The 15,435-nt window shown below is 70.2% G+C and carries 18 protein-coding genes; 9 read left to right on the top strand and 9 right to left on the bottom strand.

All coding sequences use genetic code 11. From position 1 onward, the window contains the following. The first annotated feature begins 137 nt into the window (after window positions 1-137). Window positions 138-629, top strand: coding sequence for a peptidoglycan-binding domain-containing protein (locus ACQPY4_RS07155; RefSeq protein ID WP_433333673.1), 492 nt, complete (start codon window positions 138-140; stop codon window positions 627-629). On the opposite strand, the gene ACQPY4_RS07150 is transcribed toward ACQPY4_RS07155, so the two are convergent. Beyond that, window positions 626-1,018, bottom strand: a complete 393-nt coding sequence (locus ACQPY4_RS07150; RefSeq protein ID WP_433333671.1) for an ATP-binding protein — start codon at window positions 1,016-1,018, stop codon at window positions 626-628. The genes ACQPY4_RS07155 and ACQPY4_RS07150 overlap by 4 nt on opposite strands. Before the next feature lie 153 nt (window positions 1,019-1,171). Here ACQPY4_RS07150 and ACQPY4_RS07145 point away from each other — a divergent pair, with 153 nt between their 5' ends. The 3 genes from ACQPY4_RS07145 to ACQPY4_RS07135 are packed head-to-tail and all read left to right on the top strand — an operon-like array spanning window position 1,172 to window position 2,775. Then, window positions 1,172-2,026 carry a helix-turn-helix domain-containing protein gene (locus ACQPY4_RS07145; RefSeq protein WP_433333669.1) on the top strand — a complete coding sequence of 285 codons (855 nt, stop codon included), beginning with the start codon at window positions 1,172-1,174 and terminating at the stop codon, window positions 2,024-2,026. Continuing rightward, a complete protein-coding gene (locus tag ACQPY4_RS07140; RefSeq protein WP_433333667.1) occupies window positions 2,023-2,286 on the top strand; it encodes a DUF397 domain-containing protein in 264 nt (87 codons plus the stop codon). Before ACQPY4_RS07145 ends, ACQPY4_RS07140 begins: the two co-directional genes overlap by 4 nt. Window positions 2,287-2,322: 36 nt before the next feature. Further along, window positions 2,323-2,775, top strand: a complete 453-nt coding sequence (locus tag ACQPY4_RS07135; protein ID WP_433333665.1) for a GNAT family N-acetyltransferase — start codon at window positions 2,323-2,325, stop codon at window positions 2,773-2,775. Between the two features lie 339 nt (window positions 2,776-3,114). Here the strand turns inward: ACQPY4_RS07135 and ACQPY4_RS07130 are convergent, their stop codons facing one another. Next, window positions 3,115-3,699: a TetR/AcrR family transcriptional regulator gene (locus ACQPY4_RS07130; protein WP_433333663.1), complete on the bottom strand. Its 585-nt coding sequence runs from the start codon at window positions 3,697-3,699 to the stop codon at window positions 3,115-3,117. Window positions 3,700-3,775: 76 nt separating this feature from the next. Here ACQPY4_RS07130 and ACQPY4_RS07125 point away from each other — a divergent pair, with 76 nt between their 5' ends. Beyond that, window positions 3,776-4,198 (top strand): DUF5360 family protein, encoded by a 423-nt coding sequence (locus tag ACQPY4_RS07125; protein ID WP_433333661.1) that lies wholly within the window; start codon window positions 3,776-3,778, stop codon window positions 4,196-4,198. A gap of 12 nt (window positions 4,199-4,210) precedes the next feature. Continuing rightward, entirely contained in the window at window positions 4,211-4,795 is a 585-nt protein-coding gene (locus ACQPY4_RS07120) for a dihydrofolate reductase family protein (protein WP_433333659.1), read from the top strand. A gap of 136 nt (window positions 4,796-4,931) precedes the next feature. Here the strand turns inward: ACQPY4_RS07120 and ACQPY4_RS07115 are convergent, their stop codons facing one another. The 3 genes from ACQPY4_RS07115 to ACQPY4_RS07105 form a co-directional block, all read right to left on the bottom strand. Then, the gene (locus tag ACQPY4_RS07115) at window positions 4,932-5,516 is read right to left on the bottom strand and encodes a dihydrofolate reductase family protein (protein WP_433333657.1); all 585 of its coding nucleotides are present in this window, start codon (window positions 5,514-5,516) and stop codon (window positions 4,932-4,934) included. A 144-nt stretch (window positions 5,517-5,660) separates the two neighbouring features. Beyond that, entirely contained in the window at window positions 5,661-6,527 is an 867-nt protein-coding gene (locus ACQPY4_RS07110) for a hypothetical protein (protein ID WP_433333655.1), read from the bottom strand. Window positions 6,528-6,587: 60 nt separating this feature from the next. Next, window positions 6,588-7,439 (bottom strand): alpha/beta hydrolase, encoded by an 852-nt coding sequence (locus tag ACQPY4_RS07105; protein ID WP_433333653.1) that lies wholly within the window; start codon window positions 7,437-7,439, stop codon window positions 6,588-6,590. 161 nt (window positions 7,440-7,600) lie between these two features. Between ACQPY4_RS07105 and ACQPY4_RS07100 the strand changes: the two genes are divergently transcribed. Both ACQPY4_RS07100 and ACQPY4_RS07095 read left to right on the top strand, forming a co-directional pair. Continuing rightward, window positions 7,601-8,551, top strand: a complete 951-nt coding sequence (locus tag ACQPY4_RS07100; protein WP_433333651.1) for an ATP-binding cassette domain-containing protein — start codon at window positions 7,601-7,603, stop codon at window positions 8,549-8,551. Beyond that, complete coding sequence (locus ACQPY4_RS07095; RefSeq protein WP_433333649.1) at window positions 8,548-9,315, top strand: ABC transporter permease; 768 nt, start codon at window positions 8,548-8,550, stop codon at window positions 9,313-9,315. The genes ACQPY4_RS07100 and ACQPY4_RS07095 overlap by 4 nt, the downstream gene beginning before the upstream one ends. Here the strand turns inward: ACQPY4_RS07095 and ACQPY4_RS07090 are convergent. Beyond that, complete coding sequence (locus ACQPY4_RS07090) at window positions 9,291-12,710, bottom strand: ATP-binding protein (RefSeq protein ID WP_433333647.1); 3,420 nt, start codon at window positions 12,708-12,710, stop codon at window positions 9,291-9,293. The two genes, ACQPY4_RS07095 and ACQPY4_RS07090, sit on opposite strands and share 25 nt — an antisense overlap. A 128-nt stretch (window positions 12,711-12,838) precedes the next feature. On the opposite strand from ACQPY4_RS07090, the gene ACQPY4_RS07085 reads away from it, so the two are divergent. After that, window positions 12,839-13,792 (top strand): sulfite exporter TauE/SafE family protein, encoded by a 954-nt coding sequence (locus tag ACQPY4_RS07085; RefSeq protein ID WP_433333645.1) that lies wholly within the window; start codon window positions 12,839-12,841, stop codon window positions 13,790-13,792. Here ACQPY4_RS07085 and ACQPY4_RS07080 read toward each other — a convergent pair. The 3 genes from ACQPY4_RS07080 to ACQPY4_RS07070 are packed head-to-tail and all read right to left on the bottom strand — an operon-like array spanning window position 13,789 to window position 15,387. Continuing rightward, complete coding sequence (locus tag ACQPY4_RS07080) at window positions 13,789-14,208, bottom strand: adenylyltransferase/cytidyltransferase family protein (protein WP_433333643.1); 420 nt, start codon at window positions 14,206-14,208, stop codon at window positions 13,789-13,791. The genes ACQPY4_RS07085 and ACQPY4_RS07080 overlap by 4 nt on opposite strands. Before the next feature lies 1 nt (window position 14,209). Continuing rightward, window positions 14,210-14,968: a CDP-alcohol phosphatidyltransferase family protein gene (locus tag ACQPY4_RS07075; protein WP_433333641.1), complete on the bottom strand. Its 759-nt coding sequence runs from the start codon at window positions 14,966-14,968 to the stop codon at window positions 14,210-14,212. Continuing rightward, window positions 14,965-15,387, bottom strand: coding sequence for an adenylyltransferase/cytidyltransferase family protein (locus tag ACQPY4_RS07070; RefSeq protein ID WP_433333639.1), 423 nt, complete (start codon window positions 15,385-15,387; stop codon window positions 14,965-14,967). The genes ACQPY4_RS07075 and ACQPY4_RS07070 overlap by 4 nt, the downstream gene beginning before the upstream one ends. Window positions 15,388-15,435: the final 48 nt, after the last annotated feature.

Genomic DNA, 15,435 nt, shown 5'->3' with positions numbered 1-15,435 from the left:
AATGATCTTGACTGGCCAAGTAAAGCCATGATCGTGCCAGTAGTTACTGGCCATGTGCGGTCAGCCGTCTTCACCGCGAAGCCCGTGGCGCGCACTCTGAGGTCGTCCGCCACCAGCTTGCTCTGAAGGGACACACCATGTTCAGGTCTGTCGCACGGGCCGCCCTGGCCACCACGACCGCTGCCGCCCTCACGGCGGCGCTTCCCGTCCCGGGCTCCGCGAGCACCGCCCCTCCCGCCGACGAACGCAAGAGGATCCTGGACTCGATGGGATCCAAGGGCAACAGAGTCCCCGTAGCCGCCTTGCCGACCTGCAACCACTTCACCGTCGGCCAGTACGTCCGATTCCCCTCGGTCGGCTCGCCCGGCCCGATCGACTGCAAGCTCGAGTACGGGAACTACAACAACTGGGGTGTCGTCGCGCTGCAGCAATGGCTCTACCACTGCAACGGCGCTCCGCAGGTCAAGGTCGACGGCGACTACGGGAAGGTGACTCGCGACGTCATCACCTGGATCCAGGCCGTCAAGGGAATCAAGGCCGACGGAATCTACGGGCCTGACACACGCGCCGTGCTCTCCTGGGCGAAGTTCAACGGCAACACCTTCATCGGCTGCCTGCCTCCCGCCTAATAGGCCACCCGGAACCACACCGTCGTCGCGCCGCCGTCCCGCTCGGCGGCCCAGGACGAGCTCAGCGCGTCCACCATGAACAGCCCGCGCCCGCTCTCCTCGAACAGTCCACCCTCACGCAACCGAGGCCCGGGCCCGTCCGCCCCCTCATCGATGACGCTGAGCTGGATCTCCCGCCGCCCCTCCGCGATCACCACGGTGAAATGCCCGCCGTCCCCCGACCGCGAATGCCGCACCGCGTTCGTGGCCAGCTCATTGGTGCAGATGACCGCCGACTCCAGCGCCGGGTGCCCGGCCCCGAGAATGTCCTCGACGAACCGCCGCGCGTACTCCACCGACCGCACCGCCCCCGGCAACGTCAGCGTGGCCAGGACCACCAATGCACCCACCGCACTCTCCTCTCATCAGCCGTAGCCGCAAGAGTGGTCGCACGGCGTGACCAGGACAACACGCTCACGCGAAGGGAGTGTTATGCGTCGCGCAGATCTGCGCGTCTTCACGTTCCGTAGCCGGACGTGACGCCACCCCTCACAATGCTGACCGTGGGCAACATCGCACCGACGATCCGTCTGCGCAGACTCGGCCTGGCCCTCAAACGCGAGCGCGAGGCCGCCGGCCTCACCCTGGACGAGGCCGCCGCCCTCCTCGTCCGCCACGCCACCTCGATCAGTCGCATAGAAAAGGGCCTGCACCACCCCAAGGTCCGCGACGTCGAGTACATGCTCACCAAGTACGGCGCCACCGACCCCGCCCTCCACGACCGCCTCTACGACTGGAGCCGCAACGGCCGCAAAAAAGGCTGGTGGCAACAGTTCAGCTCCGACCTATCCCCCGAAACCATGGACCTGATCGGCCTCGAAGGAGATTCAGGCCGGATCGACTTCCTTGAGTTGATCCTCATCCCAGGACTGCTCCAGACGATGGAGTACGCCCGTACCTTGCTCAAGAAGGGCCCATACGCAACCGACCCGGCTCAGGTTGAGCGCCTGGTCTCCATCCGTATGCAACGCCAGGGCATCGTCACTCGCAAGGATCCACCTCGTCTGCGAGCGGTCTTGGATGAGGCCGCGTTGCACCGGCGAGTCGGCGGCCCTGCCGTGATGCAGGCTCAATTGTTGCACCTGGTCGAACTCTCACACCTGCCGCATGTGTCCCTACGGGTGCTTCCATACGGAGCAGGGGCCTATCCAGGGATGACGGGGGCTTTCAAAATCCTCGAACTCGGCGGGCCAGGAAGCCTCCGCGTGGTGAGCGTTGATTCACTCACCCAGATGTCGTATCGCGAGAAGGATGATGAGATCCAAACTTACACCGATGCGTTCCAGGTACTGTGCTCCATGGCCCTCAGCGAAACGGATTCCCGCGCGTTGATCGAGAGACTACTGTCAAGTCCATGACCGGATGGGAAATCCCGCCTGCCAACTGGCGCAAGAGCACCCACAGCGGCGAACATGGCGGTGACTGTGTCGAGATTGCCGACGCGTGGCGCAAGAGTTCCCACAGCGCCGATCACGGCGGCGACTGCATCGAAGTAGGCAAGGCTGTGTCCGCTCGGGCAGTGGCGGTGCGGGATTCCAAGGATCCGGACGGGCCCGTCCTCGTCGTCTCTTCCTCCGCCTTCGGGGTGTTGATCGGAGCGATCAAGTTGGGCGGCTGAGCGGAACTGTCAGACCCCGTCGTTACGGTCGGATCCATGAGCGAGCAGATCACGCACGCGCCGGACCGGCCGACCATCGTCGTCACCGACAGTCCGTCGTCCCGAGATGTCGCGCTGATCTCGGACGGGCTGGACGAGCTCAACGTCGAGGTGGCCGGGCTCGACGACCTTCGTCCGCTCGCCGTGCTGGCCAAGGACCCCGAGACCGGCAAGGTCGTCGGCGGCCTCACCGGACGGACCTCGCTCGGTCTGTTGTTCATCGACCTGTTCTATCTCCCGCCCGCCCTTCGCGGCAGCGGCCTCGGCAGCGAGATCCTCCGCCAGGCCGAGCAGGAGGCCCGCGAGCGCGGCTGCCGTACCGCCGTCCTCTACACGATCAGCTTCCAGGCCCCCGGCTTCTACCTCAAGCACGACTGGTACGTCTTCGGCGAGGTCCCCTGCGACCCACCGGGCACCAGCCGCGTCTTCATGACCAAAGACCTCTCATGAGCCGGTCTCGCCCACATATACCGTTCTCCAGCAGGGGAAAGGCGGACGGTTCGCGACCTCGGCGTCCATCATGGTGAAGCGCGCCCCGGCCACCTCCAAGATCTTGCTGGCCGTCATCACCGTGGACTCGAAGGTGTCCTCATCGGTGATTCGAAGGGGATCGCGTCCTCGTCGTCGCGTGCCTCGGCATGGAGTTCGGCCATGGCCGCACGAATCTCCGTCCTGGACGGCAGGACCAGCGACAGATTGAACACGGCTTCGTCCAGCAATGCGACCCATCCCCCGTGACGACGTCAAACTCCAGCCACCCATGAGCTATCACGCCAGGGACGGTCTCTCCTACAGGGTTAAGTCGGCCAGGACGTGGGCGACCTGGCGGCGCATCTGGGTTTCCTGGCGGTCGGGGGGCCAGCGGTCGGGGTCGAAGACGGCCTGGAGGCCGATGCCGTCGACGATGGTCATGATGATCTCGGCGGCCTCCACCAGGTGGGGGCCGGACGCATGGCCGGTGGTTCGCAAGATGAGCTGGAGGGCCTCGCTCCAGGAGCGGTAGCGGTTGCGCTGTTCGGCGGCCAGGGCCGGGTCGTGCGCGGCGGTGTCCCAGAAGGCGATCCAGACGCGCCATTCGAGCAGGCGGCGCTCGTCCATCGGCAGCGTCTCGCGCAGCAACATGGCCAGGTCGGCCTCGGGGTCGTCGGCCAGCGCCACCATGCGGTCGGCGACGGCCTGGCTCACCGAGGTCAGCGCCGCGAGCAGCACCGCCTCCTTGCTCTGGAAGTAGTACACGACCATGCCGGTGGTGCATCCGGCACGTTCGGCGATGTCGCGCATGGTCACGGCGCGCAGCCCGTCGGCGGCGATGACCTCGCAGGCCGCGCCGGTGATCGCGCGGCGGCGCTCCTGATGATCGACGATCTTCGGCATTTGACAGCCCAGGTTACATCATGCAGGTTACGTAACCATGGTTATGAAAAACACGGGCGAGGGTGTCGGTGGCATCGTGAAGGCATTGATGGTGGTCACGGACGTGGGGTTCGTCCTCTACTGGGCCATCACCGTCCTGGAGGTCCTCCCGAAAGACGCGCTGTTCAACGACTACACCAACGACCTCGTGGTGGCGTGGAACTGGTCGTTCCTCCCCCTCGACCTCCTGATCAGCGCCACCGGCCTCACGGCCCTGGTTTTGCTCCGCCGCGCGAATCCGGCCTGGCGTCCCCTGGTGATCGTCTCCCTGACCCTCACCTCATGCTCGGGCCTCCAGGCCATCGCGTTCTGGGCCATCCGATCCGACTTCAGCCTCTCGTGGTGGCTCCCCAACCTCTTTCTGCTCCTGTACCCCGTCCCCCCGCTCATCGCCCTGGTCCGCGGTAACGCATCGATGAGTTCTCGTAGCCCGGACGGTCTCTCCTTCAAACGACCATGAGAGGGCGGCCGGGTGAGAAAGCTTGTGTTCCACATCCAGACCACGCTGGACAATCGCATCGCCAACGGTTCGGGGGCGTTCTGGGAGCCGTTCCCGTGGGGCGAGGAAGAGACGTCCTACATCGCCGAGCAGTTCTCCCAGGCCGACACCTGGGCGTTGGGCAGGGTCACCTACGAGGCGATCGTGCCGTGGTGGGATCGGATCGCCCGTGGTGAGGACCCCGAGGACGGGTCGGCCGTCACTGACGCCGACCGCCGGTTCGCGAAGGCGCAGGGAAGCTTGGCGAAGGTCGTGTTCTCCACGACGATGGCGCCGGCGAACGATCCGCTGGTAATCGGGAGTGACCCCGTCGCCGCCCTCACGGAGCTGAAGCAGCGGGACGGCAAGGACATCCTGCTGACCTGCGGCCCCAAGACCCTCGCCTCGATTGCCGCCGCTCCCGGGCTGATCGACGAATACCTCCTCGCCATCAGCCCCGCCGTCCTCACCACCGGCCCCCGCCTGTTCGAAGACCTGACCGCCGACCTGGCCCTGGAACTCACCGACACAAAAGTCTTCCCAGCAGGCGCCATCGTCACCCGCTACCGCGTCCGCTAACCCCGGGTCCGCAGGGCTGAGACAGACAACCCAGCGCGTTCACGCTCTTCCAATACGTCCTCTGGCGGGTTTTCCGTGAGTCGACGATCTGTCGGCCGATCCGGCGGCGCTGATGCTGGTGTTGCCCCTCCTTAGGTCAGCCGTGCAGGGTGGGCCGGTAGACGAGCTCTTGGATGTGGCCGTCGAGCGTGCGGCTCTTGATCAGTTCGAGGTCGAAGTCGGCCGCTCCCTGGAAGATCGAGTCCGTCCCGGTCTGACCGGAGATCACCGGGAAGACCGTCACCTGGACGCGGTCGACCAGGCCGGCGGCCATCAGCGCCCGGTTCATCGACAGGCTGCCGTGTGAGCGCAGCGGCACGTCGGACTCCTCCTTGAGCCGGGCGACGACGTCGACCGCGTCGCCGCGCACCAGGGTCGCGTCCGGCCAGTCCAGGGGGCCTTCCAGCGTGGTCGACACGACGGTCGTCGGCAGGTTCCTCATCCGCGTGACCCATGGGTCACGCACGTCGGAATCCTCGGTGCTCGAAGCCAGCATCTGCGCGAACGCCCGAAACGTGTTGGCCCCGAAGACCATCCGCTGCTCTTCGCTGTGCAGTGCGAGGCGATGGTCGAGCAGCTCTGGCCCCTGCTTGCCCCAGTAGCCGCCCCAGTCACCGTTGCTGTCGTGGGAGCCGAAGCCGTCGAGGGTGGAGAAGACATCAAAGGTGTAGATGGCGGTCATGGTGCTCTCCCCTTGTGTGTCGACCGGGCCGTTGCCGGTCTCTCACCATGACCACGAACGGGTTCGGCGCCTTTCGACACTGCCGTGCGAAAAGTTTCTCGGCAAGATCACAGGCGGGATGACCCAGCGTGGGCTGAATTTCAATCAGGTTGTCTGGGTGTTTGTCCAGTGGTCGATGAGGTCGTTGGTGGCCGGGGTCTGGGAGTGGACGCTTTTGGTGGTGTGGTCCATCTCGATGCCTACGGGGTGGAGGGGGTGGTTGGGGCGCCACCAGTAGAGCTGGGACGTCAGAGCGCGCTGGCCTTGGGCCACGTGGGTTCGGGCGAGGTGTTGCATGACGTCCAGGGCGGTGAAGACGTGGGTGGGGCCCAGTTCGTGGACGACGACGTACTCCGGGATGGGGAAGGAGACCAGGGCGCCGTGGGGGGCGGGGCCGAGGTAGCGCGGGAGTACGTGGATGTGGGCGCCGATGTAGCGGTGGGTCTCGCCGATGTGCATGATCGGGACGCCCTGGATGTCGTCGCGCTGGGTGTAGTGGGGCTCCTTTTCCAGCGACGCTTTGATGGCGGCGTCGAACACCTGGGCCTCGGGGACGGTGCCGAGCGAGGTGCGGTTGAGCGGCATGATCGAGTCGGGGTAGTCGACGACGACGGTCTCGACCAGCCCCGGTGCCAGCGGGCGGGTCACCAGGGCCGCGCGCATGTCGGGGGTGAGGGCGTCCTCGGTGTAGAGGCGCAGGCGCAGGCTCTCCGCGGTGAGCAGCCCGGCGATCTCGGACTGCTCCTCGTTCCGCGTGAAACCCCGCGCCATGCGCCCCGCGTACTCGGCCGCGATGCCCGGCAGGTCGGCGCGGGAGTTGCGGCCCGCGTGCCGCCTCCACTCGGTGATGTCGGCGTTGGCCCTGGTGCCGTCCGGCAGGGCGATCGAGAGCGTGGACGGATCGCTCAGCCGCGCCTCGAACCCGGCCCTCGCCAGGGCGTCCAGCAGCGCCTGGCCGATGATGTCGGTCATTGCTCGCGTTCCCTCAGCTTGGTTTGCGGACGGCACAAAACTACCGAGGGGAGGCGACGATCAGACCGGGCAGGTGTCCTTGTACTGGGCGATCTGGGCGTTGGGGGCGGGCGGCGGGCAGAGGAACTGGCTGTAGCGGGTGTCGTCGTCAACGAACCGCTTCAGCCAGGAGATGCCGTACTGGGCGACGGTGGTGTTCGGGACGATGTACTGCATGTGCCCGGCGTTCTTGAGCAGCGGGTAGGCCTTCTCGGGGGAGCCGAGGCGGTCATAGAACGGCGAGGCGTGCAGGGCGACCGGGGCGATGAAGTCGTTGTCCGAGCCGAAGATCATCGTGGGGACCTTCACGTCCGACCAGTTGCCCTCGATGTGCCAGGGGGCCAGGGGGATGGCGGCCTTGAGGGCGGGACGCTTCTGCGCGAGGCGCAGCGAGCCGCCGCCGCCCATCGAGTGGCCCATGGCCGCCAGGCGTCCGGAGTCGACGCGGTCCTTCACGGCGCTGTTGCCAGTCAGGTAGTCCAGCGCGGCGCCCATCTGGTCGGCGCGGGAGTCGGGGAAGTCCAGCACCGAGTTCGGCTCCAGCGTGAAGATCACAAAGCCCTGGCTCGCGAGGCGGGGACCGTACCAGCTCATGGTGCTCTCGGGCTCGGTGAAGCCGGGGATGACCACGACGCCGCCGAACCGGCCCTCGGCCGTCGAGGTCGGGTAGTAGATCGTCCCGCGGTTGAAGCCGGTGGCCGAGCCCGCGGGGACGGTCACCTTGCTGACCTCGAACGGGCCCTTCTCCGCCTGGATGCTCGCGAGCGTGGGGTCGGGGCCGCGCTGGTGCGGGTTCTTCTCCCCGGCCCACGCGGGCCCGGCGAGGAAGGTGAGCGAGACCAGGACGGCGGCAAGGAGACGGGACGGTCTCATGCGCGGTTCCTCTCTTCAGGGATGGGAGTCCCAGAAGTGTGAGGCGGCCCCCGGGAGCCGAGATATGCCCCAGGACCCACAGATCGCGAGCCGCGTTGTCAGGGGTGGACTGAAACCGGACTGAAACCGCGCTGATCCGGCCGGGGCGCAGAGTCCGGGGCATGACAACGACTCCAACGCAGACCGCGATCGGGACGGCGGGGCTCCGCAAGTCCTACGGGGACAAGGTCGTGCTCGACGGCATCGACCTCGACGTCACCCGGGGAACGGTCTTCTCGCTGCTCGGGCCGAACGGCGCGGGAAAGACCACGATGGTGCGGATCCTGTCGACCCTGATCGGCGCCGACGACGGCCGGGCCCGGGTCGCCGGGCACGACGTGGCCGCCGAGCCCGACGCGGTGCGCGCCGCGATCGGCGTCACCGGCCAGTACTCGGCGGTCGACGGGCTCCTCACCGGCGAGGAGAACCTGATGCTGATGGCCGACCTGCACCATCTGCGCCGCGCCGACGGACGCCGCAGGACGGCCGAGCTGCTGGCGGGCTTCGACCTGGTCGAGGCGGCGCGCCGGCCCGCGTCCACCTACTCCGGCGGCATGCGGCGGCGGCTCGACCTGGCGATGACGCTGGTCGGCACCCCGCGCGTCATCTTCCTCGACGAGCCCACCACCGGCCTGGACCCGCGCAGCCGAAGGGCGATGTGGGACGTCATCCGCGAGCTGGTCGCGGGCGGGGTGACGATTTTCCTGACCACCCAGTACCTGGACGAGGCCGACCAGCTCGCCGACCGCATCGCGGTGCTGGACCGGGGACGGCTCGTCGCCGAGGGCACCGCCGCCGAGCTCAAGCGGCTCGTTCCCGGCGGTCACGTCCTGCTGCGATTTCCCGACCCGGCCTCGCTCGACCGGGCCGGACGGTCGCTCGGGCGCGGTGTGCGCGACGACGACGCGCTCACGCTCCAGGTGCCCGGCGACGGCGGCGTCCGGTCGCTGCGCGCCCTGCTCGACCACCTCGACGCCCACGCCGTGGAGGTCGAGGAGCTGACCGTGCACACCCCCGACCTGGACGACGTCTTCCTCGCCCTGACCGGAGACCGGAAGGCGATGAGCCGATGAGCACCGTCCTGCGCGACTCGCGCACCATGCTGCGCCGCAACCTGCTGCACGCGCTGCGCTACCCCGGCATGACGCTGACCGGCGTCGGGACGCCCATCGTGATCCTGCTGCTGTTCGTGGGCGTCTTCGGCAACGCGCTGGGCGACGGCGTGGCCGAGGGCGAGTACATCGACTACGTCACGCCCGGGATCATCATGATGGGCGTCGCGTCGGGCTGCATGGCGACATCGGTGGCCATCTGCGTCGACATGACCCAGGGCATCATCGCCCGCTTCCGGACCATGGCGATCGCCCGCTCGTCGGTGCTCACCGGGCATGTGGCCGGAAGCATGATCCAGACCATGGTCAGCACCGTGCTGGTCGTCGTGGTGGCGCTACTGATGGGCTTCCGGCCGGACGCCACCGTCGTCGAATGGCTCGGGGTGACCGCGCTGCTGGCCCTGCTGATCTTCGCGCTCACCTGGCTGGCCGTCGCGCTCGGCCTGCTCGCCAAGACCCCCGAGGGGGCCAGCAACACTCCCCTGCTGGTGCAGTTCCTGCCGTTCCTCGGCAGCGCGATCGTCCCCCCGGAGTCCATGCCCGCCGGGGTGCGGTGGTTCGCCGAGTACCAGCCGTTCACCCCGGTGATCGAGACCGTCCGGGGCCTGCTGATGGGCGGTCCCATCGGGAACGACGGGGCGATCGCGGTGGCGTGGTGCGCGGCGATCGCCGCGATCGGCTACCTGTGGTCGAGGTGGCTCTACGACCGCGACATCTCGCGCTGATCGAGCAGGCCCAGCGTCGCGGCCCGCAGCTCGTCCACGCCCAGCCCGGCGTACGCCGACACCGCGTCGGCGTAGGCTGGGCCACCGGTGTCTTCGGCGGCGCGGACGGCCCCGTCCAGCTGGAACTGCTGCCGGAACCCCAGCCGCACGGCCAACGCCACCATCGAGGCGGCGAGCGGCCCGCCCCGGCACAGCTCGGCCGCCCCCAGCGCCAGCAGCAGCACCCCGCAGCCCGGCAGGTCGGCCTGGAACGACGACGCCGTGACGAGCTTGGCCCGCAGCAGCCCCGGCAGCTCGCGCGCGAGATCGTCGACCGGGCCGAGGCGGCCCTGGCGCGCGTGGGCGATGACCGCGATCGCCTGGAGTTCCTGGCTCCACGGATCGGCCGCGGCGCCGGGCCCCAGCAGCCTGGCCGCGGCGTCGCGCTGCTGCTCGGCGGACCGCCGCCACAGCCGCAGCCCCGCCTCGGTCGCACCGCGCAGCAGCTCGATCTCCGCCCGGACGCCGAGGTAGAACGCGGACATGCCGTACTGGTCGTCGTCGACGTCCAGCTCCGCCCGCTCCAGCAGGCGCTCGGCCTCCTCCGCCTCGCCGAGCTGCAACGCGATCAGGGCCAGGCCGGAACGCACCCCGACCACGTCCGGGCGGCCGCCGTGCTCCTCCAGCATCCGCAGCGCCGCCAGCAGATGCGTCCTGGCCTCCTCGGGCCGGACGAGCTGGAGGCACAGCTCGCCGATCCGGAAATGGCCGAACAGCCGCATCCACGGCGTGCGGTCACCGAAGGCCGCCATCATCCGCCGCGCCGCCGCGAGCGCGGGGCCGAACCGCGACTCGGCCTCCCACACGAAGCTGATCGCCCCGTTGGCGGCCCCCGCGACCAGCGGCTCGTCGCTCTCGCAGAGCGCCTCCAGGGCCCGGCGTTCGGGCAGCGCGTCCAGCACGCACGCCACCGCCCGGACGAAGGTCGTCGGCGGAGCCGGGGGCAGCCTGCGCAGGCACGCCATGAGCCGCAGCGGGCGGGGCCCCTCGGCCAGGAACCTGGCCACGGCGAACACGGTCATCGCCGTCCGGGTGACCTCGACGTACTCCGGCGGCGGCCGGTACCGGGTCAGGCTCGCACCGGCCTCGGCCTCCAGCAACGCCAGCCGCGCGGGGTTGGTGTCGACGGTCCACAGCGCGCCGAGCACGGCGGAGGTGGCCGCGACGACGGCGCCGTCCGACCTGGCCAGGCCGTACCGCAGCGCCTGGACGAGGTTGTCCTGCTCGTCCGCGATCAGGTCGGCCATGCCGTAAGGATCGGGGCCGAAGACCGGCTCGTGGTGGGCCAGACCGAAGTCGCGCGCCCAGTCCATGAAGCGCTCGACGGCTTCGCCGGAATCCGCGGCGAACTCGCGCACGGTCTCCAGCATCCGCAGCCGGGCACCCGAAGCGCCCTCGGTCACCTGGAGCAGCGACTGCTCGACCAGATGCTCCACGACCTCCTCGTCGCCGACCATGTGGCGCGCGGCGTCCATGGAGAACCCGCCGGGAAAGACCGCCAGCGCCCGCAGCGCGTCCCGGCCCCGGTCGTCGAGCAGGTTCCAGCTCCAGTCGACGACGGCGTGCAGCGTGCGGTGCCGCCGGGGCGCGTCGCGCGGGCCGCCGCGCAGCAGCGCGAACCGGTCGTCCAGCCGGGCGGCGATCTCGGTGACCGCCATCGTCCGGACGCGGGCGGCGGCCAGCTCCACCGCGAGCGGCAGGCCGTCCAGGTGGCGGCAGATCTCCGCCACGGCGTCCGGGGGAAGCTCCACGCCCGGACGCGCGGCCCGCGCGCGCTGCGCGAACAGCTCGGCGGCCGTCGCCGGGTCGAGCTCGGGCAGCGGGTACACCGACTCCGACGACAGCCCCAGCGGCGCCCGGCCCGTGGTGAGCACGCGCAAGTCACGCGTCATCGCCACCAGCGCCCCCACCAGCTCGGCGGCGCCCTGGACGACGTGCTCGCAGTTGTCGAGCACCAGCAGCGCCGGGGCCGCGCCAAGCGTCTCGGCGATGCCGCCGACCAGATCGCGGTGACGAGTCATCCGCCCGGGAGAGGCGCCCACGCCGAGGGCCGCGGCGACCTCGGCGACGACGTCGCCGTCCCGCTCGACCCCGGCCAGCGGCACCAGCTGGACGACCCGCTGCTCGGCCTCGCGTCCCACCCCATGCGCGAGCCGGGTCTTGCCCAGCCCGCCCGGCCCCACGATCGAGGTCACCCGCGAGGCGCGCACCAGCCCCAGCACCGCCGCGAGGTCGCCGTCCCGTCCGAGCAGCGGGTTCGGCTCGTGCGCGACGCCGTGCCGGACGCGCGGCGCCGCGTCCTCCAGCAGCCGCCGGTGCTCGTCCCGCAGCGCCGGACCCGGATCGGCACCGAGCTCGTCCCGCAACGCGCGACGGTAGGCGTCGTACCGAGCGAGCGCCGCCGCGGGCCCAAGGGTCGCCGCCTCGCAGCGCAGCAGTTCGAGCAGAACCTCCTCATCACGCGGCCACTCCCGAGCAACGACACCGAGCGCCTCCCGCGCCTCCGCCCGACGCCCAAGCCGCCCCAACGCCAACGCACGCGCCCGCACCAACCCCGCCCAGGTCTCCACCCGTCCAGCCCGCAACCTCGCAAGCGGATCATCCCCACCCACCTCCGGCGGCCCGCTCCCCACACCCAGCCCCCGCCCAGCGGGCGAGTAGCCCCCGCCCGGCCCCGGCGAATCGCCCCACACGTCCCGCCCCGGCCCGGCGGACGGATCACCCCCACCCGCCTCCGGCCCACCCTCGCCTCGCCCGCGCCCAGCGAGCGCGCCGCTCCCGCCCGCCTCCGGCGAGCCCACGCCCCGCACCCGCCCCGCGAGCGGGTCGCCCCCGCCGGTTTCGGACGGACCGCCCCGCAGGCCCAGCCCCCGCCCGGCCAGCGAGTCACCCCCACCCGGCTTCGGTGGGCCGCTCCCCACGCCCAGTCCCCGTCCAGCGGGCGGGTCGCCGCTGCCCGGCTCGGGCGGGGTGTCCCACAGGGCGAGGCCCCGTTCGGCTTCGGCCAGGGCCGCTGTGTGATCGCCGTTGGCTGCTAGTTGGACGCAGGCGGCGAGGCGGAGCACTGCGGCCCAGGCGTCGACTTGTTCCTCGTCCAGGGCCAGGCGGTAGCCGGTGGGGGTGGTGTCGATCACGCCGGGGCCGAGCTGCGATCGGGCGCGCGACACCAGGATTTGCAGCGCCTTGGCCGGGTTCTCGGGACGCTCGTCCTGCCAGAGTCCCTCCACCAGGCGGGACGTGGCGCAGCCCGTCCGGGGGCCGCTCGCGAGCAGTGCCAGCAGCGTCCGCAGTCTCGGGCTCGTGACCTCGCGGCCGTCATAGGCCACCCGGGACAACAGGGACAGCGCGATGGTCACCCGCACAGATTAGACCTGCGACCAGCGCCGCACCGGTTTCGCATACCCGAATGGGGATTTGACGGCGGCCCGCGATCACTTACCCTGATCCCTGGCCACTTTCCCGATATACCTGGTAGGTCATGGCGATGGACTTCGATTGGACGATGGCGTTCGGCTCGTTCCTGGTCGCCATCGTCGTCGGCCTCACCGGGATGGGCGGCGGGGCGCTGATGACCCCGATGCTGGTCACCTTCTTCGGCGTCAGCCCCCTGGCCGCCGTCTCCAGCGACCTGGTCGCCGCCGCCGTCATGAAGCCCGTCGGCAGCGCGGTGCACTACCGCCAGGGCACGATCAACATGCGGCTCGTCGGCTGGCTCTGCGTCGGCTCGGTGCCCGCCGCGTTCAGCGGCGTCCTGCTGGCCCGCGCCATGGGCGACGGCGAGACCGTCCAGGACGTCATCTCCAAGGCCATGGGCGTCGCCCTGCTCATCGCCGCCGGGGGCCTGATCGTCCGCGGCTACCTGGCCATGCGCGACCGGGCCGCCCGCCACTCCCCCGACGAGCGCCGCACCGCAGCCCCGGGCGAGCCCGCCGCGACCACCACCCCCGAGATCGTCATCCGTCCCGTGCCCACGGTGGTGACCGGCATCATCGGCGGCCTGGTCGTCGGCATCACCTCGGTCGGCTCGGGCTCCCTGATCATCGTGGCCCTGCTGGCCCTCTACCCCGCGCTCAAGGCCAACCAGTTGGTCGGCACCGACCTGCTCCAGGCCGTCCCGCTGGTGTTCGCCGCCGCGCTGGGCCATTTGCTGTTCGGCGACTTCCGCATGGAGGTCACCGCCGCGCTGCTGGTCGGCTCGATCCCCGGCGTCTACATCGGCTCCAAGATCTCCTCCCGCGCGCCCGGCACTCTCATCCGCCGCGCGCTGGCCTTCGTCCTGGTCGCCTCGGCCCTGAAGATGTTCGGCCTGGGCATCACGCCCCTGGCCTGGACGCTGGTGGCCCTGGCCGTGCTGAGCACCGCCGTCTGGCTCGTCCTGCGCAACCATCACCGCCGCGCCCCCGAGGCCGAAGACACCAAGCAGGCCGTGGCCTCTTAGGTGCGCGGCCCTGTGATGAGGCGTCGCAGGACGGTGCTGGACGTGTGGACGGTGTAGGGGAAGTAGACGACCCTCACGCCCACGGCCCCAAGGTCGCGCTCCAGCCGGTCGCCCTTGGGGGTGCCCTTCCAGTCGTCGCCCTTGAACAGGACGTCGAAGCCCAGCCGCTCCCACATGACGCGCTTGTCGCTGGAGACGTCGGTGACGACCTCGTCCACGCAGGCCATGCCGCCCACGATCTCCAGACGCTCGGCCAGCGGGACGATCGGCGCCCGCCCCTTGGCCTTTTCGAGCACCTCGTCGGTGACCACGCCCGCGATGAGGTGGTCGCACTGCCGCCGCGCGCGCTTGAGGATGTTGAGGTGCCCGATGTGGAACATGTCGTACGCGCCCGGCACGTAACCGACGAGCGCCATGTCAGCGTCCCGCCGTCTCGCGGACGGGCTCCGGGGACGCCAGCGCCGCGACCTCGCGGAACCACTTGACCGAGGCGGCGGCCAGGAACAGCAGGTTGCCCGCGAAGATCAGCGCGTAGAGCGGGAAGAAGACGTCCTCGACCCCCAGCAGCAGGAACGAGGCGCAGAGCAGGCCGTAGTCGGTCGGGATCACCAGCAGCGACCGGAGCGTCGAGGGCGCCTGCGGCGCCGGGGGCGGCGCGCCCGCGGCGGCGCGGTGGGCGCGGGCGAGCAGATCCTTGAGGATCATGCCGAAGAACATCACCGCGGCGACGATCGTGAAGCCGATCGGGATCAGCAGGTAGGCGGCCCGGTCGAGGTCGAAGAACCGGTAGAACGAGATCAGCACCGCCGAGTGCAGCGCGGAGATCTTCAGGCTGTCGACCATGTGGTCGAGGTACTCGCCGGACGGCGACCCGCCGCCGCGCAGCCGGGCGAGCTGGCCGTCGGCGGCGTCGAAGGCGTACCCGACCACCAGGGCCAGGCAGACCGCGACGCCCAGCCAGAGGGCGGGCTCGACCAGCGCGATCAGGGCGATGCCGGTGAAGGTGAACAGGGCGCTGACGGCGGTGACCTGGTTCGGCGTGAGCCCCACGACGTAGGACGCGGCGGCCAGCACGCGGCCCAGCTTGCGGTTGACGAACCGCGAGTAGGCGGGCGCGCCCTTGGCGCTCTTCTGCGCGGACGCCAGCCGGGTCAGCGCGTCGCCGAAGGCGCTCACGCGACCGAGGTCCGGGGCGATCCGTCGCGCAGCGCGGCCCTGAGGGCGGCGCTGCCGGTCTCGGCGACGCCGTCGAAACGCTCCACCCGGACCTCGCGGTCCGCCAGCGCGTCAAGGCCGGGAAGCGGGGGCTCGTGACCGCAGAACAGCACCGCGAAGCCCAGCTCGTCCAGCGCGGCGAGCGGCGCGGGGTCGTCGAGCGGGACGGCGCGGGCGACATCGCGGACGTTGGCGATGATCTCCAGGCGCTCGATCAGCGGGACGACCGGACGCGTCCCGTAGGCGGCCTCGGCGGCCTCGTCGCTCAGCACGCCCACGACGAGCCGGTCGCAGCCCGCGGCCGCGCGGCGGAGGACATCGAGGTGGCCGACGTGGAAGAGGTCGAAGACCCCGGGAACGTAGCCCACCACCCCGCGCATACGACCCCCTGCCGCCATACACCGAAAGGCTCGAATTAGTCCTGAAAC

It is taken from the genome of Spirillospora sp. CA-294931, assembly GCF_050946795.1.
Lineage (GTDB): Bacteria > Actinomycetota > Actinomycetes > Streptosporangiales > Streptosporangiaceae > Spirillospora.
Note: the sequence above shows the minus strand (reverse complement) of the source record. Positions and strands in the feature narration are given on the sequence as shown.

Bases quoted from the DNA above. Each gene is read 5' to 3' on its own strand.
- ACQPY4_RS07155 (WP_433333673.1), top strand. From the start codon at position 138: ATGTTCAGGTCTGTCGCACGGGCCGCCCTGGCCACCACGACCGCTGCC.
- ACQPY4_RS07140 (WP_433333667.1), top strand. From the start codon at position 2,023: ATGACCGGATGGGAAATCCCGCCTGCCAACTGGCGCAAGAGCACCCAC.
- ACQPY4_RS07135 (WP_433333665.1), top strand. From the start codon at position 2,323: ATGAGCGAGCAGATCACGCACGCGCCGGACCGGCCGACCATCGTCGTC.
- ACQPY4_RS07130 (WP_433333663.1), bottom strand. From the start codon at position 3,699: ATGCCGAAGATCGTCGATCATCAGGAGCGCCGCCGCGCGATCACCGGC.
- ACQPY4_RS07115 (WP_433333657.1), bottom strand. From the start codon at position 5,516: ATGACCGCCATCTACACCTTTGATGTCTTCTCCACCCTCGACGGCTTC.
- ACQPY4_RS07110 (WP_433333655.1), bottom strand. From the start codon at position 6,527: ATGACCGACATCATCGGCCAGGCGCTGCTGGACGCCCTGGCGAGGGCC.
- ACQPY4_RS07105 (WP_433333653.1), bottom strand. From the start codon at position 7,439: ATGAGACCGTCCCGTCTCCTTGCCGCCGTCCTGGTCTCGCTCACCTTC.
- ACQPY4_RS07100 (WP_433333651.1), top strand. From the start codon at position 7,601: ATGACAACGACTCCAACGCAGACCGCGATCGGGACGGCGGGGCTCCGC.
- ACQPY4_RS07095 (WP_433333649.1), top strand. From the start codon at position 8,548: ATGAGCACCGTCCTGCGCGACTCGCGCACCATGCTGCGCCGCAACCTG.
- ACQPY4_RS07085 (WP_433333645.1), top strand. From the start codon at position 12,839: ATGGACTTCGATTGGACGATGGCGTTCGGCTCGTTCCTGGTCGCCATC.
- ACQPY4_RS07080 (WP_433333643.1), bottom strand. From the start codon at position 14,208: ATGGCGCTCGTCGGTTACGTGCCGGGCGCGTACGACATGTTCCACATC.
- ACQPY4_RS07070 (WP_433333639.1), bottom strand. From the start codon at position 15,387: ATGCGCGGGGTGGTGGGCTACGTTCCCGGGGTCTTCGACCTCTTCCAC.